The 24,261-nt window shown below is 46.8% G+C and carries 27 protein-coding genes and 1 other annotated feature; all 27 genes read right to left on the bottom strand.

What is annotated here, in order from left to right; translation table 11 throughout:
• Window position 1 precedes the first annotated feature (1 nt).
• The gene (gene rpsC, locus AB1K83_RS10820) at window positions 2–658 is read right to left on the bottom strand and encodes a 30S ribosomal protein S3 (protein ID WP_413058210.1); all 657 of its coding nucleotides are present in this window, start codon (window positions 656–658) and stop codon (window positions 2–4) included.
• A gap of 3 nt (window positions 659–661) precedes the next feature.
• A complete protein-coding gene (rplV, locus tag AB1K83_RS10815) occupies window positions 662–1,006 on the bottom strand; it encodes a 50S ribosomal protein L22 (RefSeq protein ID WP_413058209.1) in 345 nt (114 codons plus the stop codon).
• A gap of 19 nt (window positions 1,007–1,025) precedes the next feature.
• Window positions 1,026–1,304 (bottom strand): 30S ribosomal protein S19, encoded by a 279-nt coding sequence (gene rpsS / locus AB1K83_RS10810; RefSeq protein WP_041071995.1) that lies wholly within the window; start codon window positions 1,302–1,304, stop codon window positions 1,026–1,028.
• A 60-nt stretch (window positions 1,305–1,364) separates the two neighbouring features.
• The gene (rplB, locus tag AB1K83_RS10805; protein WP_413058208.1) at window positions 1,365–2,195 is read right to left on the bottom strand and encodes a 50S ribosomal protein L2; all 831 of its coding nucleotides are present in this window, start codon (window positions 2,193–2,195) and stop codon (window positions 1,365–1,367) included.
• 45 nt (window positions 2,196–2,240) lie between these two features.
• Window positions 2,241–2,525 carry a 50S ribosomal protein L23 gene (gene rplW / locus AB1K83_RS10800; protein WP_413058207.1) on the bottom strand — a complete coding sequence of 95 codons (285 nt, stop codon included), beginning with the start codon at window positions 2,523–2,525 and terminating at the stop codon, window positions 2,241–2,243.
• Window positions 2,525–3,148, bottom strand: coding sequence for a 50S ribosomal protein L4 (gene rplD / locus AB1K83_RS10795; RefSeq protein WP_413058206.1), 624 nt, complete (start codon window positions 3,146–3,148; stop codon window positions 2,525–2,527). Before rplD ends, rplW begins: the two co-directional genes overlap by 1 nt.
• 25 nt (window positions 3,149–3,173) lie before the next feature.
• Window positions 3,174–3,803 carry a 50S ribosomal protein L3 gene (rplC, locus tag AB1K83_RS10790; RefSeq protein WP_413058205.1) on the bottom strand — a complete coding sequence of 210 codons (630 nt, stop codon included), beginning with the start codon at window positions 3,801–3,803 and terminating at the stop codon, window positions 3,174–3,176.
• Between the two features lie 44 nt (window positions 3,804–3,847).
• A complete protein-coding gene (gene rpsJ / locus AB1K83_RS10785) occupies window positions 3,848–4,156 on the bottom strand; it encodes a 30S ribosomal protein S10 (protein ID WP_041072006.1) in 309 nt (102 codons plus the stop codon).
• A gap of 538 nt (window positions 4,157–4,694) precedes the next feature.
• On the bottom strand, window positions 4,695–5,882 hold the full coding sequence (tuf, locus tag AB1K83_RS10780) for an elongation factor Tu (RefSeq protein ID WP_413058204.1): 1,188 nt from the start codon (window positions 5,880–5,882) through the stop codon (window positions 4,695–4,697).
• Window positions 5,883–6,013: 131 nt separating this feature from the next.
• Window positions 6,014–8,092 carry an elongation factor G gene (gene fusA, locus AB1K83_RS10775; RefSeq protein WP_413058203.1) on the bottom strand — a complete coding sequence of 693 codons (2,079 nt, stop codon included), beginning with the start codon at window positions 8,090–8,092 and terminating at the stop codon, window positions 6,014–6,016.
• Window positions 8,093–8,277: 185 nt separating this feature from the next.
• Window positions 8,278–8,748: a 30S ribosomal protein S7 gene (gene rpsG, locus AB1K83_RS10770; RefSeq protein ID WP_413058202.1), complete on the bottom strand. Its 471-nt coding sequence runs from the start codon at window positions 8,746–8,748 to the stop codon at window positions 8,278–8,280.
• 38 nt (window positions 8,749–8,786) lie between these two features.
• Window positions 8,787–9,206 (bottom strand): 30S ribosomal protein S12, encoded by a 420-nt coding sequence (rpsL, locus tag AB1K83_RS10765; RefSeq protein WP_413058201.1) that lies wholly within the window; start codon window positions 9,204–9,206, stop codon window positions 8,787–8,789.
• A 101-nt stretch (window positions 9,207–9,307) separates the two neighbouring features.
• Window positions 9,308–9,556 (bottom strand): 50S ribosomal protein L7ae-like protein, encoded by a 249-nt coding sequence (locus AB1K83_RS10760; RefSeq protein ID WP_413058200.1) that lies wholly within the window; start codon window positions 9,554–9,556, stop codon window positions 9,308–9,310.
• A gap of 134 nt (window positions 9,557–9,690) precedes the next feature.
• A complete protein-coding gene (gene rpoC, locus AB1K83_RS10755) occupies window positions 9,691–13,290 on the bottom strand; it encodes a DNA-directed RNA polymerase subunit beta' (RefSeq protein WP_413058199.1) in 3,600 nt (1,199 codons plus the stop codon).
• Window positions 13,291–13,446: 156 nt separating this feature from the next.
• Window positions 13,447–16,980: a DNA-directed RNA polymerase subunit beta gene (rpoB, locus tag AB1K83_RS10750; RefSeq protein WP_413058198.1), complete on the bottom strand. Its 3,534-nt coding sequence runs from the start codon at window positions 16,978–16,980 to the stop codon at window positions 13,447–13,449.
• Window positions 16,981–17,209: 229 nt separating this feature from the next.
• Complete coding sequence (locus AB1K83_RS10745) at window positions 17,210–17,812, bottom strand: class I SAM-dependent methyltransferase (RefSeq protein ID WP_413058197.1); 603 nt, start codon at window positions 17,810–17,812, stop codon at window positions 17,210–17,212.
• A 122-nt stretch (window positions 17,813–17,934) separates the two neighbouring features.
• Complete coding sequence (rplL, locus tag AB1K83_RS10740) at window positions 17,935–18,300, bottom strand: 50S ribosomal protein L7/L12 (protein ID WP_413058196.1); 366 nt, start codon at window positions 18,298–18,300, stop codon at window positions 17,935–17,937.
• A gap of 201 nt (window positions 18,301–18,501) precedes the next feature.
• Entirely contained in the window at window positions 18,502–19,002 is a 501-nt protein-coding gene (gene rplJ, locus AB1K83_RS10735) for a 50S ribosomal protein L10 (RefSeq protein WP_413058195.1), read from the bottom strand.
• Window positions 19,003–19,036: 34 nt separating this feature from the next.
• Window positions 19,037–19,182, bottom strand: a sequence feature (ribosomal protein L10 leader region).
• A gap of 44 nt (window positions 19,183–19,226) precedes the next feature.
• Entirely contained in the window at window positions 19,227–19,925 is a 699-nt protein-coding gene (gene rplA / locus AB1K83_RS10730) for a 50S ribosomal protein L1 (RefSeq protein WP_413058194.1), read from the bottom strand.
• A 121-nt stretch (window positions 19,926–20,046) separates the two neighbouring features.
• Entirely contained in the window at window positions 20,047–20,472 is a 426-nt protein-coding gene (gene rplK / locus AB1K83_RS10725; RefSeq protein WP_340746179.1) for a 50S ribosomal protein L11, read from the bottom strand.
• Between the two features lie 169 nt (window positions 20,473–20,641).
• Entirely contained in the window at window positions 20,642–21,175 is a 534-nt protein-coding gene (gene nusG, locus AB1K83_RS10720; protein WP_413058317.1) for a transcription termination/antitermination protein NusG, read from the bottom strand.
• A 144-nt stretch (window positions 21,176–21,319) separates the two neighbouring features.
• Window positions 21,320–21,505, bottom strand: coding sequence for a preprotein translocase subunit SecE (gene secE, locus AB1K83_RS10715; RefSeq protein ID WP_413058193.1), 186 nt, complete (start codon window positions 21,503–21,505; stop codon window positions 21,320–21,322).
• Between the two features lie 53 nt (window positions 21,506–21,558).
• A complete protein-coding gene (rpmG, locus tag AB1K83_RS10710) occupies window positions 21,559–21,705 on the bottom strand; it encodes a 50S ribosomal protein L33 (RefSeq protein ID WP_413058192.1) in 147 nt (48 codons plus the stop codon).
• Window positions 21,706–21,849: 144 nt separating this feature from the next.
• Window positions 21,850–22,470 carry an RNA polymerase sporulation sigma factor SigH gene (sigH, locus tag AB1K83_RS10705; RefSeq protein ID WP_413058316.1) on the bottom strand — a complete coding sequence of 207 codons (621 nt, stop codon included), beginning with the start codon at window positions 22,468–22,470 and terminating at the stop codon, window positions 21,850–21,852.
• Between the two features lie 98 nt (window positions 22,471–22,568).
• A complete protein-coding gene (locus AB1K83_RS10700) occupies window positions 22,569–23,084 on the bottom strand; it encodes an NYN domain-containing protein (RefSeq protein ID WP_413058191.1) in 516 nt (171 codons plus the stop codon).
• The gene (rlmB, locus tag AB1K83_RS10695) at window positions 23,081–23,839 is read right to left on the bottom strand and encodes a 23S rRNA (guanosine(2251)-2'-O)-methyltransferase RlmB (RefSeq protein ID WP_413058190.1); all 759 of its coding nucleotides are present in this window, start codon (window positions 23,837–23,839) and stop codon (window positions 23,081–23,083) included. The genes AB1K83_RS10700 and rlmB overlap by 4 nt, the downstream gene beginning before the upstream one ends.
• Window positions 23,836–24,258: a Mini-ribonuclease 3 gene (locus AB1K83_RS10690; protein WP_413058189.1), complete on the bottom strand. Its 423-nt coding sequence runs from the start codon at window positions 24,256–24,258 to the stop codon at window positions 23,836–23,838. The genes rlmB and AB1K83_RS10690 overlap by 4 nt, the downstream gene beginning before the upstream one ends.
• Window positions 24,259–24,261: the final 3 nt, after the last annotated feature.

Here is a 24,261-nt window from a genome sequence, read left to right as displayed (position 1 = left end):
ATTATTTGCCTCCTTCCTCAGAGTTCTTCTTCACTGGAAGGACTTCTCCACGGTAGATCCATACTTTGACACCGAGTTTACCGTACGTCGTGTCGGCTTCTGCATGCGCATAGTCGATATCAGCACGAAGTGTATGGAGCGGGACAGTACCTTCGCTGTAGTGTTCCGCACGTGCGATGTCAGCACCGCCAAGACGTCCGGATACTTGTGTTTTGATTCCTTTAGCGCCAGAGCGGATTGTACGTTGAATCGCTTGTTTCTGTGCTCGGCGGAATGATACACGGCTTTCCAATTGACGTGCGATTGATTCTGCAACCAATTTCGCGTCAAGGTCAGCACGTTTGATTTCGATAATATTGATGTGTACACGCTTGCCAGTCAAATCGTTCAGGCTTTTACGAAGTGCTTCGACTTCGGAGCCACCTTTTCCGATTACCATACCTGGCTTCGCAGTGTGAATTGTAATATTAACGCGTTTTGCAGCACGCTCAATTTCCACTTTAGAAACAGAAGCGTCTACAAGACGTTTTTCGATAAAATCACGGATTTTCAAGTCTTCGTGTAAAAGAGTCGCATAGTCTTTTTCTGCGTACCATTTCGACTCCCAGTCACGGATGATACCAACCCGTAACCCGTTAGGATGTACTTTTTGACCCACGAATTATCCCTCCTTCTTTTCTGATACCACTACAGTGATGTGGCTCGTACGTTTGTTGATCGCACTTGCACGACCTTGTGCACGTGGACGGAAACGTTTCATTGTCGGACCTTCGTCAACGAAAACTTCGCTAACTACTAGGTTTTCGACATCCATTTCATAGTTGTGTTCAGCGTTTGCTAGAGCTGAATTCAATACCTTTTCTACAACTGGAGATGCCGCTTTTGGCGTCAGGCGTAGAATCGCGACAGCTTCACCGACTTTTTTGCCCCGGATAAGATCAACGACCATACGGACTTTGCGAGGAGCAATACGGACTGTGCGGGCAGTAGCTTTTGCTTGTTGCATCGGAATAACCTCCTCTCAATTAACGTCTTGTTTTCTTATCGTCGGCGCCATGTCCTTTGTATGTGCGCGTTGGTGCGAATTCACCTAATTTGTGACCAACCATATCTTCAGTCACGTATACAGGTACGTGCTTACGACCGTCGTAGACAGCAATCGTCATTCCGATGAACGACGGGAAGATTGTTGAACGGCGAGACCAAGTTTTGATTACCTGTTTTTTCTCTGAATCCTTTTGCGCTTCCACCTTTTTCATTAGGTGATCGTCAACAAAAGGTCCTTTTTTCAAGCTGCGGCCCATGTCGGAACCTCCCTCCGTGTTTGTACTACGGTCCAATCATTGAACCGCAGTGCATCCACATTATTTTTTACGACGACGAACAATAAGTTTGTCGGATTTGTTGTTTTTCTTACGCGTTTTGAAACCGATAGTCGGTTTACCCCAAGGTGTAACTGGGCTTGTGCGACCGATTGGAGTACGGCCTTCCCCACCACCGTGCGGGTGATCGTTCGGGTTCATGACAGATCCACGTACTGCCGGGCGTTTGCCCAACCAGCGGGAGCGTCCTGCTTTACCGATGTTGATCAATTCGTGTTGTTCGTTTCCGACTTGACCGATTGTTGCACGGCAAGTAGAAAGGATCATACGAACTTCTCCAGATTGTAGACGGATGATGACGTATTTGCCTTCACGTCCAAGTAATTGTGCTGAAGTACCAGCAGAACGTACCAATTGGCCGCCTTTTCCTGGTTTCAACTCGATGTTATGGATTGTTGAACCCATTGGAATGTTTTCAAGAGGAAGTGCGTTACCCACGCGGATATCTGCATCCGGTCCAGACATGACTGTCATGCCGACTTGCAATCCTTTTGGTGCAAGGATGTAACGTTTTTCCCCATCTGCATAATTGATTAGAGCGATGTTCGCTGAACGGTTTGGATCGTATTCGATTGTAGCAACGCGTCCTGGAATGCCATCTTTCCGACGTTGGAAATCGATGATCCGGTATTGGCGCTTGTGGCCGCCACCTTGGTGACGAACAGTAGTCCTACCTGTGTTGTTACGGCCGCCTTTCCGTGTAATCGGTGCAAGCAATGATTTTTCCGGCTTATCCGTTGTGATTGCGGAGTAGTCCGAAGAAGTCATGTTACGACGTCCGTTGGAGGTAGGTTTGTATTTCTTAATCGCCATTGGTGTTCCCTCCTTCGTATAATTGACTAGCTATTGTGTTTTCAATCAGATTTCAAATAGTTCGATGTCTTTCGAGTCTGCAGTCAGGGTAACAATCGCTTTACGGCGCTTGTTCGTGTAGCCTGCGTGACGACCCATACGTTTGAACTTGCCTTTATAGTTCTGAACGTTGACTTTTTCAACTTCCACTCCGAAGATTTCTTCGACAGCTTGCTTCACATGTGTTTTGTTTGCGCGCGTGTCTACTTCGAAAGTGTATTTTCTAAGTTCCATTTGTTCAGAAGAACGCTCGGTAATGACCGGACGTTTCAATACATCACGTGCTTCCATTAACCAAGCACCTCCTCTACTTTTTGGACTGCTGCTTTCGTCATGACAAGCTTGTCATGTGCAATAAGATCAAGAACGTTAATGCCGTTCGCTGTGACGACGCTGACTCCTGGAATATTACGTGCGGACAATGCCACAGTTTCATCTGGGTCGGCAGTGACGATCAAAGCTTTCTTTTCGATCGAAAGAGCGGATAGAACTTTAAGGAATTCTTTTGTTTTTGGTGCATCGAATGCAAGTCCTTCTAGAACGATTAGGTTCTCTTCACGCACTTTTGTAGAAAGAGCAGAAAGAAGAGCCAATCTGCGGACTTTTTTCGGCATTTTGTAGCTGTAGCTGCGTGGTGTCGGACCAAATACGATACCGCCTCCGCGCCATTGTGGTGAACGGATGGAACCTTGACGAGCACGTCCTGTTCCTTTTTGACGCCATGGTTTACGACCACCGCCAGCGACTTCCGCGCGTGTTTTTACTTTATGATTCCCTTGGCGCAATGCTGCGCGTTGTTGAACCAATGTTTCAAATAAGACAGCTTCGTTCGGCTCGATTCCAAATACAGCTTCATTTAGTTCGATTTCGCCGACTGAAGATCCTGTCTGGCTAAGTACGGATACTTTAGGCATTCCTATTTCCTCCTTCCTTTAATGATTAGTTCCCTTTGATTGCGCTTCTTACTTGAATAAGTGATTTGCGCGCTCCTGGAATATTTCCTTTTACAAGTAACAAGTTACGCTCAGCGTCAACTCGTACAATCTCTAAGTTTTGAATTGTTACAGTGTCTCCGCCCATGCGTCCTGGAAGCAATGTCCCTTTGAATACACGTTGTGCGTCAACCGATCCGATTGAACCTGGTGCACGGTGGAAACGTGAGCCGTGGCTCATTGGGCCTTGTGAATATCCGTGGCGTTTTACAACACCTTGGAATCCTTTACCTTTTGATGTACCTGTAATGTCGACGATATCGCCTTCAGCGAATGTATCGACTTTGACTTCCTGACCAACTTCGTACCCATTTACGTCTAATCCGCGGAATTCGCGAATGAAGCGCTTAGGTGCCGTTTCAGCTTTTGCAACGTGTCCTTTTTCAGGTTTGTTTGCAAGCTTTTCACGTTTATCATCAAATCCTAGTTGGATTGCTTCGTAACCGTCCGTTTCAGCAGTTTTCTTTTGAAGAACTACGTTTGGAGCAGCTTCGATAACAGTTACTGGGATCAAGTCGCCGTTTTCAGCAAAAATTTGCGTCATGCCGACTTTTCTTCCTAAGATTCCTTTGGTCATTTGTCACACCTCCTGAATTAATGTGAATAATATTTTTTTATCAATTAGAGTTTGATTTCAATGTCAACGCCGGATGGTAGATCGAGTTTCATCAACGCATCAACCGTTTGTGGTGTCGGTTTAACAATATCGATTAGACGTTTGTGTGTACGCATTTCGAACTGTTCGCGCGAATCTTTGTACTTATGTACCGCACGAAGAATTGTGTAAACTGATCTTTCAGTTGGTAGTGGAATCGGACCCGACACACTAGCACCCGAGCGTTTTGCAGTTTCTACAATCTTTTCAGCTGACTGATCAAGAATACCGTGATCATATGCTTTCAAACGAATACGAATCTTTTGTTTTGCCATTATTTTCCCTCCCTCTCGCCTATTTTCTAGACATTCTCCACGGAAATTTCCCACACACTTGCCATGGCAAAGCGGCCGGGTGTGTCGGCAACCTCCCGCTTCATCGCAGTCAAAGACCAACATTCAACATTATACATAAAGAAAGAGAATCCCGCAAGCCTTTTGGCGAAATTCTTTTTCAGACTTTATTATTATAAACTCCTAGTGCCTGTAAAGCAAGTGTACAACTAAATGTCCGAACATTTTAATAGGCGAATGGCTAGGATGACTGTGAAGATGGACTGGGTGCTGGGGTATATGGGTGCTCTGTGTGAAGTATAAGCGATGCTGAGTAGTTATAGGCGCTTCATGAAAGGTATAAGCGGTTCCTACGGAATATGAGCGGTTCTCTAGACTTATGAGCGTGTGACAGAAGTTATGAGCGCGCCACGAAAAATATGAGCGGTTCTTCGGAGTTATAAGCGAATGCCATTCATCCTACCTTTCACATTAAAAAACCCGCCACAGGGGCGGGTTTTCATTCGCGCGAATGTAATAATTAAGCTTTGATAGTTGCTACAACGCCAGCGCCTACAGTACGTCCACCCTCACGGATAGAGAACTTCGTACCTTCTTCAAGAGCGATTGGAGCGATCAATTCTACTGTCATTTCAATGTTATCTCCAGGCATAACCATTTCTACGCCTTCTGGAAGTTCGATAACACCAGTCACGTCAGTTGTACGGAAGTAGAACTGCGGACGGTAGTTCGAGAAGAATGGAGTGTGACGTCCACCCTCTTCTTTTGAAAGAACGTATACTTCAGAAGTGAACTTCGTGTGCGGTACGATTGTACCTGGTTTCGCAAGAACTTGTCCACGTTGGATGTCGTCACGGGATACTCCACGAAGAAGTGCTCCAATGTTGTCACCAGCTTCTGCATAGTCAAGAAGTTTACGGAACATCTCTACACCTGTAACAGTTGTAGATTTTGCTTCTTCAACGATACCGACGATGTCAACAACGTCGCCGACTTTAACTTGTCCACGCTCAACACGGCCTGTTGCAACTGTACCACGGCCTGTGATTGAGAATACGTCCTCAACTGGCATCATGAACGGCTTCTCAGTGTCACGTGGTGGTGTTGGGATATACTCGTCAACTGCGTTCATCAATTCAACGATTTTCTCTTCCCACTCTGGCTCACCTTCAAGAGCTTTAAGAGCAGAACCTTTGATAACTGGGATGTCATCGCCAGGGAAATCATATTCAGATAGAAGGTCACGAATTTCCATCTCAACTAGCTCAAGAAGTTCTTCGTCGTCTACCATGTCACATTTGTTCATGAATACGACTAGGTAAGGAACACCTACTTGACGTGAAAGCAGGATGTGCTCACGAGTTTGTGGCATTGGGCCGTCAGCAGCAGATACAACTAGGATACCGCCGTCCATTTGAGCAGCACCTGTGATCATGTTTTTAACGTAGTCAGCGTGACCTGGGCAGTCAACGTGTGCATAGTGACGTTTATCAGTTTCGTACTCGATGTGTGAAGTATTGATTGTGATTCCACGCTCTTTTTCTTCTGGCGCGTTATCAACGTCCGCGTATGATTTCGCTTCTCCACCCATTTTTTTCGAAAGAACTGTTGCGATTGCAGCAGTTAGAGTTGTTTTACCATGGTCAACGTGACCGATTGTACCAACGTTAGCGTGCTCCTTGGAGCGGTCGAATTTTTCTTTTCCCATTTTGGAAATCCTCCTTAAAATATAAAAGTTTTGTAGTATTTCTATAGCTACGGGCGCCGGTAGAGCATGAGGCTCCACCAACTACCCATATCTTACAAGTATTCATGGTCGGAAACAAGAACGAGTTCTAATTACTGACCTTTATTTTTCTTGATGACTTCTTCCGAAATGGATTTCGGCACTTCTTCGTAGTGATCAAATACCATGGAGAATACTCCGCGGCCTTGTGTATTGGAACGAAGGGAAGTTGCATAACCGAACATTTCAGCCAACGGTACCATAGCACGTACAACTTGTGCGTTACCGCGAGCTTCCATTCCTTCTACGCGTCCACGACGGGACGTGATGTCACCCATAATGTCGCCCATATACTCTTCTGGAATGATGACTTCTACTTTCATCATTGGCTCAAGAAGAACTGGGTTGACTTTCGATACAGCGTTTTTCAATGCCATGGAAGCGGCAATTTTGAACGCCATCTCGTTGGAGTCTACATCGTGGTAAGAACCGTCGAATAGACGTGCTTTGATATCGATTAGTGGGTAACCTGCGATAACCCCATTGTCGAGGGAATCACGAAGACCTGCTTCAACTGCCGGGATATATTCACGCGGTACAACCCCACCAACGATTGCGTTTTCGAACTCGAAACCTTTTCCTTCTTCGTTTGGAGAGAACTCGATCCAAACGTGACCGAATTGACCACGTCCACCAGATTGGCGAACGAACTTCCCTTCGACTTCAGCAGAAGCACGGAATGTCTCACGGTAGGAAACTTGTGGAGCTCCGACGTTTGCATCAACTTTGAACTCACGTCTTAGGCGGTCAACGATGATATCAAGGTGAAGCTCACCCATACCAGCGATGATAACTTCTCCTGTTTCTTGGTCCGTATGTGCGCGGAATGTCGGGTCTTCCTCTTGGAGCTTAGCAAGAGCTGTTCCCATTTTATCTTGGTCAGCTTTTGTTTTCGGCTCGATTGCAACAGAAATAACCGGCTCTGGGAATTCCATTGATTCAAGGATAATAGGTGCTTTTTCGTCACATAGAGTGTCACCAGTACCTGTATCTTTCAAACCAACCGCAGCTGCGATTTCACCAGCATGTACTTCTGCGATTTCTTCACGAGAGTTCGCGTGCATTTGTAGAATACGTCCTACACGTTCACGCTTCCCTTTCGATGAGTTTTTCACGTATGAACCGGATTGTAGAACACCGGAATACACACGGAAGAATGTAAGTTTACCTACGAATGGATCCGTCATAACTTTGAACGCTAGTGCAGAGAATGGCGCATCATCGCTGGATGGACGTGTTTCTTCTTCGTCCGTGTCAGGATTGATACCTTGCATTGCTTCTACGTCCGTTGGTGCTGGTAGATAGTCTAGTGTTGCGTCAAGAACAAGTTGAACCCCTTTGTTTTTGAACGCTGTACCACAAACTACCGGGAAGAACTCAACAGCTAATGTCGCTTTACGGATAGCTGATTTAATTTCTTCGGTCGTTACTTCTTCTCCACCAAGATATTTTTCCATAAGATCTTCATCGAAATCAACAACTGCTTCGATTAGTTTCTCACGGTATTCCTCTGCCATTTCAACCATGTCAGCAGGAATATCTTCAACGCTAATATCCGTTCCTTGGTCGTTACCATAGAAAGTAGCTTTCATTTCGATTAAGTCGATAATTCCGCGGAAGTTATCTTCTGCACCGATTGGTAGCTGAATTGGATGTGCGTTTGCTTGTAAGCGGTCATGAAGTGTTTTTACAGCATATACGAAGTCTGCACCCGTTTTGTCCATTTTGTTGACGAATACGATACGTGGTACACCGTATGTAGTCGCTTGGCGCCAAACTGTTTCAGTTTGAGGCTCAACGCCTGACTGAGCATCAAGTACAGTTACCGCACCATCAAGTACACGTAGAGAACGTTCAACTTCAACTGTGAAGTCTACGTGTCCCGGAGTATCGATAATGTTGATGCGGTGACCTTTCCATTGTGCAGTAGTCGCCGCAGACGTGATCGTGATTCCACGTTCTTGCTCTTGCTCCATCCAGTCCATTTGAGAAGCACCTTCGTGCGTTTCCCCGATTTTGTGGATTTTACCAGTGTAATAAAGGATCCGCTCAGTCGTCGTTGTCTTACCAGCGTCGATGTGAGCCATGATACCAATGTTACGAGTATTCTCTAAGGAGAACTCTCTAGCCATTTTGTATATCTCCTTCCGATTCGGATTAGAGTATTCACTTCATTCAGTAAATAGATTTATACCGAAAGCGAAGCGACAAGTGCAAAAGTCACTCACTTCAACTATAAGTGTTACGCTGAATGTAAAAATGGATGTTCAATTCAGCAGCCCTTACGGAAAGGACTGTTAAATTGAACGATCCGATCTTACCAGCGGTAGTGAGCGAATGCTTTGTTCGCTTCCGCCATTTTGTGCATTTCTTCACGGCGTTTTACGGAAGCACCTGTGTTGTTGGAAGCATCTAGGATTTCATTCGCAAGACGTTCTTCCATCGTTTTTTCACCGCGTGAGCGGGAATAGTTCACAAGGTAGCGAAGGCCGAGAGTTGTACGGCGGTCCGGACGAACTTCAACCGGAACCTGATAGTTCGCTCCACCTACACGGCGTGCGCGGACTTCAAGTACAGGCATAACGTTGTTAAGCGCTGCTTCAAATACTTCGATTGGTTCCTTTCCGGAACGTTCTCTAATAAGTTCGAACGCACCATAGAGGATTTTTTGGGATGTACCTTTTTTACCGTCAACCATCATTTTGTTGATGAGACGTGAGACGAGTTTCGAATTATAAATTGGATCCGGAAGTACGTCACGTTTTGCAACAGGACCTTTACGAGGCATGTTGTTTTCCTCCTTTCGAGATGATCAATTTAGGATAATTATTTCTTTTCTTTTGGTTTTTTCGCACCGTACATAGAACGGCTTTGCATACGACCTGTAACTCCAGCTGTGTCAAGCGCTCCACGAACAACGTGGTAACGAACACCCGGTAAGTCTTTTACACGACCGCCGCGGATTAGTACAACGCTGTGCTCTTGCAGGTTGTGTCCTTCACCCGGGATATATGCGTTGACTTCCAACGAGTTCGTCAAACGTACACGCGCATATTTACGAAGAGCCGAGTTCGGTTTCTTCGGTGTCATTGTACCAACACGTGTACAAACACCCCGTTTTTGTGGAGAGTTTACGTTGGTCATTGACTTTTTAAAGCTGTTGTAAGATTTTCCGAGCGCTGGTGATTTGGATCCTGCCACTTTAGATTTACGTGGTTTACGGACCAATTGATTAATTGTAGGCATCGGTTTTTCCTCCTTTCGAACTTGATTTTGTAAGACCACACATCCAGGTGGTTCATTTTTTGGGTAAAAACAAAGTCTTTGTGTGAATCACACAAAAACCATTATACAGTAATCGCGATGACGGCTGCTCCGACTTGTATGCCACATGCGTTTCCAAGCTTTTCCTTCGAATCCACATAGTGTACGGGTATGCCATGAAGTTGCGCCTCTTCCAGTACAGGAGAAACAATTCGAACTTCAGCATCCTTCGCAATGATGACTTCCGTCACCTTGCCGGCGCGTATTGCTTTTACTGTTTGCTTTGTACCGATGATTGTCTTTTTTGCCTGTTCGACTTTTTCATAAGACATGAGCATATCCTCCAAAGCACAGACATGTAACTATCAACCTTTTGTATATTATCACCTGAAGTTAAAACTGTCAACACATAAAGGAAAAGACGGGGGGATTTTTTTTAGCCCCCCCCGTTTATTCAATTAAGAACTTACTCTGCTGCCACTTTTTCGGCTGCGTTCTCTTCGTCATGCACCATTTCGATATGACGATAGCGCTGCATTCCCGTACCAGCCGGCACCAGTTTCCCGATAATGACATTCTCTTTCAAACCGAGCAATTCGTCGGTTTTTCCTTTGATGGCTGCATCTGTCAAGACACGCGTCGTTTCTTGGAAGGATGCTGCCGATAGGAAGGATTCTGTTTCGAGTGAAGCTTTGGTAATACCGAGAATGACAGGACGGCAAGTCGCAGGAACTTTCCCTGCTACCAGCACTTCCGCATTCGCATCTGCAAATTGATGGATATCGAGTAGTGACCCCGGCAATAGATCCGTGTCGCCCGCTTCGATGACACGAACTTTACGAAGCATTTGGCGAACCATCACTTCGACGTGCTTATCGCCGATTTCAACCCCTTGCATACGATATACCTTTTGAACTTCTTTCAGTAAATACTCTTGGACAGTGGCAACGTCTTTGACGACGATCAATTCTTTCGGATCGATCGAACCTTCCGTAATGACTTCACCCCGGTCAATCGTATCGCCGACTTGCACTTTCAAGCGGGCATTGTAAGGCGCCAAGTATTTACGTGTCTCCACGTCGCCTTGGATCGTAATTTCTTTCTGGCCTTCCCGGATTTCATCGATATCGACAATTTCCCCTTTGATTTCCGAAATGACCGCTTGCCCTTTCGGATTACGCGCTTCGAAAATCTCCTGGATACGCGGAAGACCTTGTGTGATATCGTCCCCTGCAACTCCACCCGTATGGAACGTACGCATCGTAAGCTGTGTACCCGGCTCACCGATCGATTGGGCGGCAATGATTCCGACTGCCTCTCCCACTTCGACGTTCTCGCCTGTTGCGAGGTTGATGCCGTAACACTTCTTACATACGCCGTGCTTCGTATTACAAGTGAACGCAGAACGGATTGTCACCGTTTCGAGGCCAGCGTCCATAATGGCACGGGCAACATCCGCAGTGATCAACGCGTCTTTCGCAAGGATCACTTCGCCCGTTTCCGGATGGTAGATCGTTTTCTTCGTATGGCGGCCTTCGATACGCTCTTCGAGACCCTCGATGATTTCCGTACCTTCTGTCAAGGCTCCGACTTCCAAACCACGGTCCGTACCGCAATCATCTTCACGGACAATGACATCTTGCGCTACGTCAACAAGGCGTCGTGTCAAGTAACCGGAGTCGGCTGTCTTAAGCGCCGTATCCGCAAGACCTTTACGTGCCCCGTGTGTCGAGATGAAGTACTCGAGTACTGTCAACCCTTCACGGAATGATGATTTGATTGGAAGTTCGATAATCCGTCCAGCCGGGTTCGCCATCAATCCCCGCATACCCGCGAGCTGCGTAAAGTTGGATGCGTTACCCCGGGCACCAGAGTCGCTCATCATGTAGATCGGATTCGTATGTTCAAGGGAGTCCATCAACTTATCCTGGATAATATCCTTGGCATGGCTCCAATACGAGATGACGCGGTCATATCGCTCTTCTTCCGTGATCAAACCACGGCGGAACTGCTGCATGACTTTGTCCACTTTATCCTGTGCTTCTTGCAAAATTTCATCTTTGTTAGGCAAGACAACGATATCGGAAATACCGATCGTAATACCGGCACGAGTAGAATATTTGAATCCGAGGTCTTTCATCCGGTCCAGCATTCGGGACGTTTCCGTAATGTGGAAACGTTTGAAGATTTCCGCGATGATATTCCCCAAAATTTTCTTCTTGAACGGCGAAACAACTTCCATTTCTTTTAAATGCTCTTTCGGATCCACAGTTCCCGGAATGAAATATTTCTCCGGTGTTTCAATTTGCAAGTTGAAATCCGTCGGTTCATTGATATAAGGGAATGATTCCGGCAAGATTTCGTTGAAAATGATTTTTCCGACTGTCGTAAGAAGAAGTTGACGATTTTGCTCTTCCGTAAATGTCGGATTATTCAATGAACCTGCTTGGATCGCAATCCGGGAATGTAGATGGACGTGACCGTTCTGGTAGGCGATCAGCGCCTCATTCGCATCACGGAAAACAGTTCCTTCGCCTGTCGCACCTTCGCGTTCCAAAGTGAGGTAATAGTTTCCTAATACCATGTCTTGGGACGGTGTAACGACCGGTTTTCCGTCTTTCGGATTCAAGATGTTTTGTGCTGCGAGCATGAGAAGTCTCGCTTCCGCTTGGGCTTCAGCCGATAGCGGAACGTGTACGGCCATTTGGTCACCGTCAAAGTCGGCATTATACGCCGTACATACGAGCGGGTGAAGTGTGATAGCACGGCCTTCCACCAAGATCGGCTCAAATGCCTGAATCCCTAGGCGGTGAAGTGTCGGGGCACGGTTTAGGAGAACCGGGTGCTCCTTGATCACGTCTTCGAGCACATCCCATACTTCCGAATGAAGTCGCTCGATTTTCCGTTTTGCACTTTTGATATTATGCGCCAAACCACGTTCGACGAGCTCTTTCATGACGAACGGCTTAAATAGCTCAACTGCCATTTCTTTCGGTAGACCGCATTGGTACATTTTCAAATTCGGACCAACTACGATAACCGAACGGCCGGAGTAATCCACCCGTTTTCCTAGCAAGTTTTGACGGAACCGGCCTTGTTTCCCTTTCAACATGTGAGAGAGGGATTTCAATGGACGGTTTCCTGGACCAGTAACCGGACGACCGCGACGGCCATTGTCGACGAGGGCATCGACGGCTTCCTGCAGCATCCGCTTTTCATTTTGTACAATGATGCCAGGTGCCCCAAGATCAAGAAGACGTTTCAGACGGTTGTTCCGGTTGATAACCCGACGATACAGATCGTTCAAGTCAGATGTCGCAAATCGTCCTCCGTCAAGTTGGACCATTGGGCGTAATTCGGGAGGAATGACCGGAAGCACTTCAAGAACCATCCATTCCGGCTTATTTCCGGAGTTTCGGAACGACTCGACAACTTCCAGGCGGCGGATCGCACGCGTGCGGCGTTGGCCTTGGACTGTCTTAAGCTCTTCTTTGAGTGTTTCCATCTCTTTCTCCAAATCGATTGCCATGAGAAGCCTTTCAATCGCTTCCGCACCCATCAATGCTTGGAATTTAGTGCCGTATTTTTCACGATATACGCGATATTCTTTTTCAGAAAGCAATTGCTTTCTTTCAAGCGGCGTATCTGCCGGGTCCACCACGACGTACGAGGCGAAATAAATGACTTCTTCCAAAGCGCGAGGAGTCATATCCAGAATGAGACCCATCCGGCTCGGAATTCCTTTGAAATACCAAATATGTGTCACCGGTGCGGCAAGCTCGATATGTCCCATACGTTCACGACGAACTTTTTGACGTGTCACTTCCACTCCGCAACGATCACAGACCACACCTTTATAGCGTACTCGTTTATATTTTCCGCAATGGCATTCCCAATCTTTTGTAGGTCCGAAAATACGTTCACAGAACAGACCGTCTTTTTCAGGTTTCAATGTCCGATAGTTGATCGTTTCAGGCTTTTTCACTTCACCATATGACCAAGAACGAATCTTGTCCGGTGAAGCGAGGCCGATTTTCATATACTCAAAATTGTTAACATCTATCAAGGAGCCTACCTCCCTCTAGTCTTATCGCTGCAGTTGGCTTTCCCTAAATCAATCGCTACATCCTACTTTTTCCGTGTACATCAAATCCGGACTTTTGCAGATACTGAGAAGGAGCACCAAAGGGCCCCTTCTTAGCACTGCATATCATTCCGGAAATCAGACTGGCTGGTCTTCTTTGATAAGATTCAGCGCATCGGTCGGCTGCATATCATCGTCTTCATCATGGTCGCGAAGCTCAATTTCTTCCAAGTCAAGGGATAGCATTTTGACGTCCAAGCCCAAGCTTTGCAGTTCTTTGATCAGAACTTTAAAGGACTCCGGAACGCCCGGTTGTGGAACGCTTTCTCCTTTGACGATTGCTTCATACGTTTTTACGCGTCCAACGACATCGTCCGATTTCACTGTCAGGATTTCCTGAAGTGTATAAGCGGCGCCATATGCCTCCAACGCCCATACTTCCATCTCCCCGAAACGCTGTCCGCCAAATTGCGCTTTCCCGCCGAGCGGTTGCTGCGTGACCAGCGAGTAAGGCCCTGTAGAACGAGCATGCAGTTTATCATCAACCATGTGGGCGAGTTTGATCAAATACATGACCCCGACAGAAACGCGGTTATCAAACGCTTCTCCAGAACGTCCGTCATAGAGAATCGTTTTACCGTCACGGTTCATGCCGGCTTCTTCCATCGTGTTCCAGACATCTTCTTCATTCGCCCCGTCAAATACAGGGGAAGCAGTATGGATGCCGAGGTTACGAGCTGCCATACCAAGGTGCATTTCCAAGACCTGTCCGATGTTCATCCGCGATGGTACCCCAAGCGGGTTAAGCATGACATCGATCGGCGTGCCATCCGGTAAGTACGGCATATCCGATTCAGGTAAGATTCGAGAAATAACCCCTTTGTTTCCGTGGCGTCCCGCCATCTTATCCCCAACGGAAATTTTCCGTTTTTGGACGATATATGCGCGGACGAGCTGGTTCACACCTGGTGGCAATTCGTCGCCATCTTCCCGGTTGAACACTTTGACATCCAAGACGATTCCGCCAGCACCATGCGGTACGCGCAATGATGTATCGCGGACTTCACGTGCTTTTTCACCGAATATAGCATGAAGAAGGCGTTCTTCGGCAGTCAATTCAGTTACCCCTTTAGGAGTTACTTTCCCGACTAGGATATCGCCGTCGCGGACTTCCGCACCAATGCGGATGATTCCACGGTCGTCAAGGTTGCGGAGTGCATCCTCACCGACGTTCGGAATATCGCGCGTGATTTCCTCAGGCCCGAGTTTCGTATCACGTGCTTCGGATTCGTACTCTTCGATATGAACAGAAGTGAAGACGTCATCTTTGACAAGACGTTCACTAATGATGATCGCATCTTCATAGTTGAAGCCGTCCCATGTCATGAACGCAGTCAGAACGTTGCGGCCAAGCGCAAGTTCCCCTTGTTCCATGGAAGGACCATCAGCTAGGATATCCAAAGGCTTGACCCGGTCGCCGACGCTGACGATCGGACGTTGGTTATAGCAAGTTCCTTGGTTGGAACGGATAAAGTTTTCGAGACGATATGTGACAAGGTCGCCTTTCACTTCTTTATCATCCACTGTTTCAATCCGTCGAACACGGATTTCTTTTGCTTCGACATGTTCCACAATACCGTGGACTTTGGAAAGTACAGCAGCACCTGAATCACGTGCGGAAACATGCTCCATTCCTGTACCGACAAGTGGTGCTTCCGGATTCAAGAGAGGAACGGCTTGCCGCTGCATGTTCGCTCCCATGAGGGCACGGTTCGAGTCATCGTTCTCTAAGAACGGAATACAGGCAGTCGCGGCGGAGACGACTTGCTTCGGTGAGACGTCCATATAGTCAATCTGTTCGCGTTTGAATACCGTATTATCCCCTTGGAAACGCCCGACGATCTCTTCATTGACAAATGAACCATCTTCAGCGAGCAAGGCATTCGCTTGCGCGACTACATAGTTGTCCTCCACATCCGCAGTCAAGTAATCAATCTGCGCAGTAACCTTTCCTGTAATCGGATCAACTTTCCGGTACGGCGTTTCAATAAAACCAAACTTATTCACTTTCGCAAATGTCGAAAGGGAGTTGATAAGCCCGATGTTCGGACCCTCCGGTGTTTCGATCGGACACATCCGGCCGTAGTGGGAATAGTGAACGTCACGGACTTCCATCCCTGCACGTTCCCGTGTCAAACCACCAGGTCCGAGCGCGGAAAGTCTACGCTTATGCGTCAATTCGGCAAGTGGATTCGTCTGGTCCATGAATTGCGACAGTTGGGAGCTTCCGAAGAATTCCTTGATGGACGCAATAACCGGACGAATATTGATCAACTGCTGCGGAACGATCGATTGCGTGTCGTTGATTGACATCCGCTCTTTAACAACCCGTTCCATACGGGAAAGACCGATACGGAATTGATTTTGTAGGAGCTCGCCTACTGAACGAAGACGGCGATTGCCGAGGTGGTCGATATCATCCGTATTCCCCACTCCATGAAGGAGGTTGAAGAAGTAGCTGATCGACGCCACGATGTCCGCAGGAGTGACATGTTTGACCGCTTCATCGATGCTGGCATTTGAAATGACATTGATCACTTGTTTTTCTTCGCTTTTCGGTGCATAAATTTTCACTGACTGGATAGTGATCGGTTCGTCCAAAATTCCGCCTGCATGCGAAAGCTCTTGGATTCCAATTCCTTTTTCCAAATACGGAATGAGTCGATCGAGAGTACGACGATCCAGCAACGAATCTTTTTCAACTACAATTTCTCCTGTTTCCGGGTCAACCAGCGTTTCAGCAATGGTTTGATTGAACAGGCGATTTTGTAGATGTAGTTTTTTGTTCATTTTATAACGGCCGACATTGGCCAAATCATAACGTTTTGGGTCGAAGAAACGGGAGAACAAGAGGTTTTTAGCACTATCCAAAGTAGGCGGTTCACCCGGACGCAGCCTTTCGTAAATTTCGAGCAAGGCTTTCTCGGATCCTTCGGTATTATCTTTTTCAAGCGTGTTTCGAAGATATTCATTATCCCCAAGCAACTCGATAATCTCCTGATCGGAAGAAAATCCGAGTGCACGGAGAAGAACGGTTACCGGAAGCTTCCGTGTACGGTCGATCCGTACATGTACCACATCTTTGGCATCCGTTTCATATTCGAGCCACGCGCCGCGGTTCGGGATGACTGTTGCTCCAAAACCTCGTTTTCCGTTTTTGTCGGTTTTATCATTATAATAAACACTCGGCGAACGGACGAGCTGGGAAACGATGACCCGTTCCGCACCGTTAATGATAAATGTTCCGTTTTCTGTCATGAGAGGGAAATCCCCCATAAAGACGTCTTGCTCTTTCACTTCTTCCGTCTCTTTGTTGTGCAAGCGAACTTTCACACGCAATGGTGCTGCATAAGTGACGTCACGCTCTTTTGACTCATCGACTGGATATTTGGGCTCGCCCAATTGGTAATCGATGAATTCCAACGAAAGGTTTCCAGTGAAATCTTGGATCGGGGAAATATCGTGGAACATCTCCCGTAATCCTTCTTCCAAGAACCACTCATAAGATGCCGTCTGGATTTCAATCAGATTCGGCAGATCGAGCACTTCGCTGATCCGTGCGAAACTTCTGCGCTGACGGTGTTGACCATACTGAACTAAATGACCTGTCAACTCTTTCACCCCTCAAAACATATATTAGTCCTTTGCGAAATCATAAAAATGGTGTATGATATCGAAAAAACAAAAAGAAAACGAGTTCCGGCAAGAGCTCATTTTCGGTTTGACAATCCGTTATCTATCGTCAGTATGCCTTTCATTTCCAATTTTCATGCAAAAGGGCATACGACCGCAATATAATAATTTCTGCATTTAATAATTATAGAGCAAATTAGAGCACAAGTCAAGACTTAATTGCTTTGATAATGAAGTACCCTTTCTTCTTCACGACCGTGTCCGCGTTTCCAAACAGTTCTTCCAAGCGGGTTATCGTCGAAGGGGCCCCCTGCTTTTTCTGAATGACGACCCAAAGTTCGCCGCCGGCTCCAAGTTTTGAAAAAGCTTCTTCATAAATCTTGAACACCGTTTCTTTTCCTGCCCGAATCGGAGGGTTAGTCAAAATCGCCGCGAAACCTTCCGTCGTCACAGAATCGAGCGCATCGCTTGAATAGATTTGCACATTGCTGATCCCATTCTGCTCCGCATTATGTTTTGCAAGGGCAAGCGCACGTTCATTCACATCGACCATGTGGACGATTCGATCAGGGAACGACATCGCAAGCGACAAGCCGATCGGTCCATAGCCGCACCCGACATCCAATAAGTCGCCATTTACATCAGCCAATTCAAACGCTTCCGCCAATAGCCTCGAACCAAAATCGACATCCCCCTTGCTGAATACGCCAGCATCGGTCTTAAATCGCAATCGTATTCCTCTTATTTCAGCGGACCATTCTTTCGGATCACTTTTCACTTTCGGATCAACCGAGTAATAATGTTCAGACATGCCGTCTTCGCACCCTCCTTATCGATTCCCCCACCGTGTGTAAATGGGTTTCACTTGTGCCGATTAGATAAAATGAAGAAAAAGCTCGTCTATTTCCGACGAGCTTTTTCTTATTTACGAGATTACTTAAGTTCGATTGTTGCTCCAACTTCTTCAAGCTTCGTTTTGATTTCTTCAGCTTCTTCTTTAGAAGCGCCTTCTTTGATTGCTTTCGGAGCGTTATCAACGACTTCTTTCGCTTCTTTCAAGCCAAGGCCTGTAATTTCACGAACAGCTTTGATAACTTTGATTTTTTCTTGTCCAGCAGCAGCAAGGATTACGTCGAATTCAGTTTGCTCAGCAGCAGCGTCGCCACCAGCAGCGCCACCTACCATTGCAACTGGAGCTGCAGCTGTTACGCCGAACTCTTCTTCGATAGCTTTTACAAGGTCGTTCAATTCAAGAACTGTCATTTCTTTGATCGCGTCAAGGATTTGTTGATTAGTCATTAGTATTTCCTCCTAATAGTTGTTTTTTGTCGGGCTTACCCCGCAAGTTGTATGTTAGGCTGCTTTTTAATCAATTGCGCCTTGGCGTAATTGCGTCCAGATTTTTTCGAGCTTGCTCGAAAAGTTACCTTTGAAAATCTGTGACATCCGCCGGAGGCCTTAATTGAAATCAGCTGGCAATTGAATTCCTGCTGATTTTGATTAAGCGCCTTGTTCTTCTTTTTGCTCTGCAACAGCTTTTGTTGCAAGTGCGAAGTTGCGCATTGGAGCTTGAAGTACGCTGAGTAGCATGGAAAGTAGACCTTCGCGTGATGGAAGTTCCGCCAATGCTTTAACGTCCGCTTCAGACGCGATTGTACCTTCGATTACACCAGCTTTGATTTCAAGCTTGTCGTTTTTCTTTGCGAAATCATTCAAGATTTTCGCAGGGGCTACTACATCTTCAGTAGAGAATGCGATTGCATTCGGTCCTGTCAAATGTTCGTTCAACCCTTCCAGTCCTGCAGCTTCAGCAGCACGGCGTGACATCGAGTTTTTGTAAACTTTGAAGTCAATGCCTGCTTCACGAAGCTGTTTACGGAGTTCCGTAACTTGGCTGACGTTAAGGCCACGGTAGTCTACAACAACAACGGAAGCCGCTGATTTCAACTTATCCGTGATTTCTCCAACAACTGCTTGTTTAGCTTCTAACACTTTGCTCATCTGGACACCTCCTAAAAAGTTTGGGGTCACTTATACCGATATGAAAAAGCCCCCGGTCTACGGAAGTAGACACGAGGGCAGAAAAGTCGTCATCTTTACTAATAAAGAGCGTCTTGTCCTCGGCAGGATCATTAAGCGGCAAGCCGCCCCTGCTGTCTACGGTACAAATGGATATAAATCATAACGAGAGCTATCTTATCAGCTACTCTCTCGCATGTCAATGATTATTTTACTTCAACGCTGGAAGGATCGATTTTAACAGCAGGACCCATAGTAGTCGTGATGTTGACAGACTTCATGTAAGTACCTTTCGCTGCAGCAGGTTTCGCTTTTTGGATCGTTTCGAAAACAGTTTTGAAGTTGCCTTCCAATTTTTCGTTGTCGAACGATGCTTTTCCGATCGGAGCGTGGATGATTCCCGCTTTGTCCGCACGGTATTCCACTTTACCTGCTTTGATCTCTTCAATCGCTTTTGCGACGTCAAATGTTACAGTACCTGTTTTCGGGTTCGGCATAAGGCCTTTCGGTCCAAGAACACGACCGATTTTACCAACTTCACCCATCATGTCAGGAGTCGCGACGATTACGTCGAAATCAAACCAACCTTGTTGGATTTTAGTGATATATTCAGCATCGCCTGCATAGTCTGCACCAGCAGCTTCCGCTTCTTTAAGTTTATCGCCTTTTGCGAAAACGAGGACACGTTGTGTTTTACCAGTACCGTGTGGAAGCACGACTGCTCCACGGATTTGCTGGTCGTTTTTACGAGTGTCAATTCCTAGACGGAATGCCACTTCTACTGTTGCGTCAAAATTGACCGTGCTTGTTTTCTTCGCAAGCTCGATCGCTTCTTCCAAGTCGTACGCTTTTGTACGGTCCACAAGCTTCGCAGCTTCCGTGAACTTCTTACCTCTTTTAGCCATTTGAAATTTTCCTCCTTGTTTGTGGTCTTAACGGATTAAACCTCCCACGAATAAGGGTTGCGTGTTCCAAGGAACGAGCGCAACCCCCACTACCAAAGAAACCGCCTTACAAGATCTTCGATCAGTCTTCGATCGTGATTCCCATACTGCGAGCAGTACCTTCAACCATTGCCATCGCCGCTTCAACTGACGCTGCGTTCAAGTCCTGCATTTTTGTTTCTGCAATTTCGCGAACCTTATCACGTTTCACAGTAGCAACCTTCTTTTTATTCGGCTCACCTGAACCTTTTTGAAGATTTGCTGCAACCTTCAGCAACACTGCTGCTGGCGGAGTTTTTGTAATGAATGTGAATGAACGGTCCTCAAATACGGAAATTTCAACAGGAATGATTAGACCTGCCTGATCCGCCGTACGCGCGTTGAATTCTTTACAGAATCCCATGATATTCACACCCGCTTGACCTAGCGCCGGTCCAACTGGTGGTGCCGGATTCGCTTTCCCAGCAGGGATTTGCAATTTCACAACTTTGATCACTTTTTTAGCCACGAGACACACCTCCTTAAGTCCGTGATGTGGTAAATGGGTTGCCCCTCCCACTCAATATGTGCCTGCCGGCTTTCGCCGGTAGAATTGGTTAATCCGTCCAGACTATCAGATTACAGTCTGACCTTTGAAATGATACCACTATTACTCGTTCCATGCAAGTAGAAATTGGTTATAATTTTTCAATTTGATCAAAGTCCAATTCCATTTTCGTTTCACGTCCGAACATATCGACAGAAACCTTGACTTTGCCTTTGTCCAAATCAAGTTCTTCCACTTTTCCTTGGAAGTGCGCAAACGGCCCCTCCAGCACTTGCACCATTTCGCCGAGCGCGAAATCGACTTCAGCTTTCTTCTCTTTGACACCCATTTGTTTAAGGATGAAATCGACTTCCTCCGGCAGCAGCGGCGTCGGTTTCGCGCCCCCTCCCGAGGATCCGATGAACCCCGTCACGCCCGGTGTGTTCCGGACTACATACCAAGAATCATCCGTCATAATAATTTCCACCAGGACATAACCTGGAAATGTCTTTTTCATGACGGTGCGTTTTTTTCCATCTTTAAAATCTGTTTCCTCTTCTTCCGGAACGATGACGCGGAAGATTTTATCTTGCATTCCCATCGTTTCCACACGTTTTTCCAGGTTGGCTTTCACTTTATTTTCATAACCTGAATACGTATGAACGACATACCAATTTTTCTCCATCTCCATAAACGCGGACGACTCGCCCGTCCCCTCCCTTTAGTCAAGTATTAATCAAATTCACAAGGCGCGAATTCCCGGAAAAATGAAAAAACCCGTTCATACACAGACGGGATATTTTTCAAGAGGATTATTCGTGCCACTAATTTAGATTGCTAGATACCATTCCATGATTCGTGAAATACCGAGGTCAATGAGTCCGAAATACACTGCCATGATAATGACGGTAAAAATAACGACAATCGTATAGCGCGTCAAATCTCTGCGTTTCGGCCAGCTGACCTTCCTCATTTCAGAGACGACGTCTTTGAAAAAACCCGTTAACTTGCCCATTCTACTGTAACCCTCCGAATAAAGATGTATTGCCTGTCAACAGAGCGGACTTCTCATGCGGTCTGCTTGTGTACGGTATGTTGATTGCAATGCTTGCAGAATTTCTTGATCGTCAAACGCTCCGTCGGCCGATTTTTCTGGGCAGGGACGGAATAATTACGTGATCCACATTGATCGCAACATAAACTGATTTTCTTCATATTTCCTCATCCTACACATTCTATTCAATAAACGGACTTTGTAAGCCGCAAGTCTCCACATCCATCAGGTTTACCTATTTTCCCTATGGTCATGCTAAAGAGTACCATCTAACGGGGATAGTGTCAATACAAGGGGGAATACGGCTATTGCACAGCGCCGACCTGCATGTAGCGCTCAAGTTTCCGCTTGATCCGCTGAAGCGCATTATCGACCGATTTCACTTGTCGGTTCAAGCCGTCCGAAATCTCCTGGTAGGACTGCCCTTCCAAATAAAGGGACAGAACTTGCTTTTCCAGACCGCTCAGCACTTTATTCATCTCTTTTTCCATCCGGATAAAATCCTCTTTATGGATCATGAGATCTTCCGGATCGTCGAGCATTGGCCCGGCAAGGACGTCCATCAAAGTACGGTCCGACTCTTCATCAAAAACAGGCTTGTCCAATGAAACAGACGTGTTCAGCGGAATATGCTTCTGGCGGGTCGCTGTCTTGATGGCCGTGATGATTTGCCTTGTGATGCACAGCTCCGCAAATGCCTTGAACGAGCTCAATCGATCCTCTTTGAAATCGCGGATCGCCTTGTATAGACCAATCATTCCTTCCTGAATGATATCTTCCCGATCGCCGCCCATGAGGAAATATGATCGCGCTTTCAATCTGACAAATGGTTGATATTTTGTAATTAGAAAATCTAGCGCCTCTGTATTTCCTTTATGGATGATCGTAATGATCTCCGCATCGGAAAGGCCGGTGAAATCCCACATATCACCTGTAAAGTATGCTTTCTCCACCAACAGATCACCCCGGTTCATTGTTGCTGTTTTAACAAGTATACCGTATGGAATTTTTTACAGTCAACCGTTCATTCGATTCCACGCCGCCATTTTTCAAAAATTTCAGCAACTTCATCCGAGAGAGGAATCTTTGAAACTGGACGTTTGTCTTGGATATCCTTCACTTTGACAGAGATTTCTTTTTGAATTTTCCCCATCTCAATTTCCAGTTCACGGGCTGATTTCCGGAGGGCTCCTTGTGCGAAAATGACCCACTGCTCGGTTAAATCAGAAGTTGCCACGTGGAGTTGCACACGACGTCCGCTTAATTCGGAAACCAACTTTTCAATACGTTCATCTGCCGTTTCATTTTCTCTAGTGAAGACAACCTCGACCTCATGATGCCGTTTCCGCTTTTCAATGCCAGGGACGAGGTGGGCATCAAAGACGATGATGACCCGCCACCCCGTATGCCCTTTATATTCCGCCATCAGTTCGATGAGACGGTCACGCGCATCGGCAAGCCGCTCCTTTTTGATCCGGCGAAGTTCTTTCCATGCACCGATGACGTTATAGCCGTCTACTAGCAGGATGTCCTTTTTCATTTCCTTGCAGGAAGAGGGCGGCGATTCCGGAATACTTCATACATTAACACGGAAGCGGCCACCGATGCGTTTAACGACGTAACATGCCCGACCATCGGCAGTTGATAGAGGAAGTCGCATTTTTCCCTCAGAATCCGGGACATCCCTTTCCCTTCACTGCCAATAATGACAGCCAAAGGCAACGTCGCGTCCATCATCCGGTAATCGGCTGAGCCCGTTGCGTCTGTCCCCGCAATCCATACTCCCTGCTTTTTCAATTCCTCGACAGTTTGCGACAAATTGTTCACACGCACGACCGGGATATGCTCGATCGCCCCCGTCGACGCTTTTGCCACGACGCCTGTCAACCCGACGGAACGTCGTTTGGGAATTATGACTCCGTGCACTCCCGTGGCGTCAGCTGTACGCAGAATAGAGCCTAGATTATGCGGGTCTTCGAGTTCGTCGAGAATAAGGAAAAACGGATCTTCCCCCCGACCCTTCGCTACTGCAAACAAATCTTCCAACTCCGCATAGGCGTAAGCTGCGACTGAAGCGATGATTCCTTGGTGATTGATATCTAGCATGGCATCCAGTTTCTGTTTCGGAACCGCTTGGACAAGGACGCCTGCCTCTTTGGCCAGAGCAAGAATCTCTCCGATGCTTTTTTTATTCAGACCTTCCGCGATCCAGATCTTATTCAATTCCCTGCCCGAGCGCAAGGCTTCGGCAACCGGGTTTTTTCCTCCGATCAATTCTGTTTCGGGCGCTGTCATCGCGACCCCTCCTCTTTCGGTTCTTCGATGAATCGGATAGAGACCCCAATCAGCTCTGCCACCCGTTCCTTCTTGCCAAGTAAATACAAAAAGCCAATCACCGCCTCGAATCCAGAGCTATAGTTATACGTCACCACATCCGTATTTTTCGGGACCGATCCGGATTTTGCATTGCGGCCGCGACGAAGGACAGCCTCCTCTTCCTCCGACAACAAACCCGATTGTTCCATCATTCTTACAATAGCGGCCTGTGATTTCGCCGAAACATAGCGTGTCGCTTCTTTATGCAGGGTGTTGGGCTTCACCCGGCCTGAGCGCAACAGATGCTCCCGGATTGCCTGTTCGTAGACGGCGTCACCCATATAGGCGAGGGCTAAGGCATTCAGCTGTTTGACGTCCTGGTCGCGCAACGTATACATCGC

The sequence above is a fragment of the Sporosarcina sp. 179-K 3D1 HS genome (genome assembly GCF_047228905.1).
GTDB lineage: Bacteria > Bacillota > Bacilli > Bacillales_A > Planococcaceae > Sporosarcina.
Note: the sequence above shows the minus strand (reverse complement) of the source record. Positions and strands in the feature narration are given on the sequence as shown.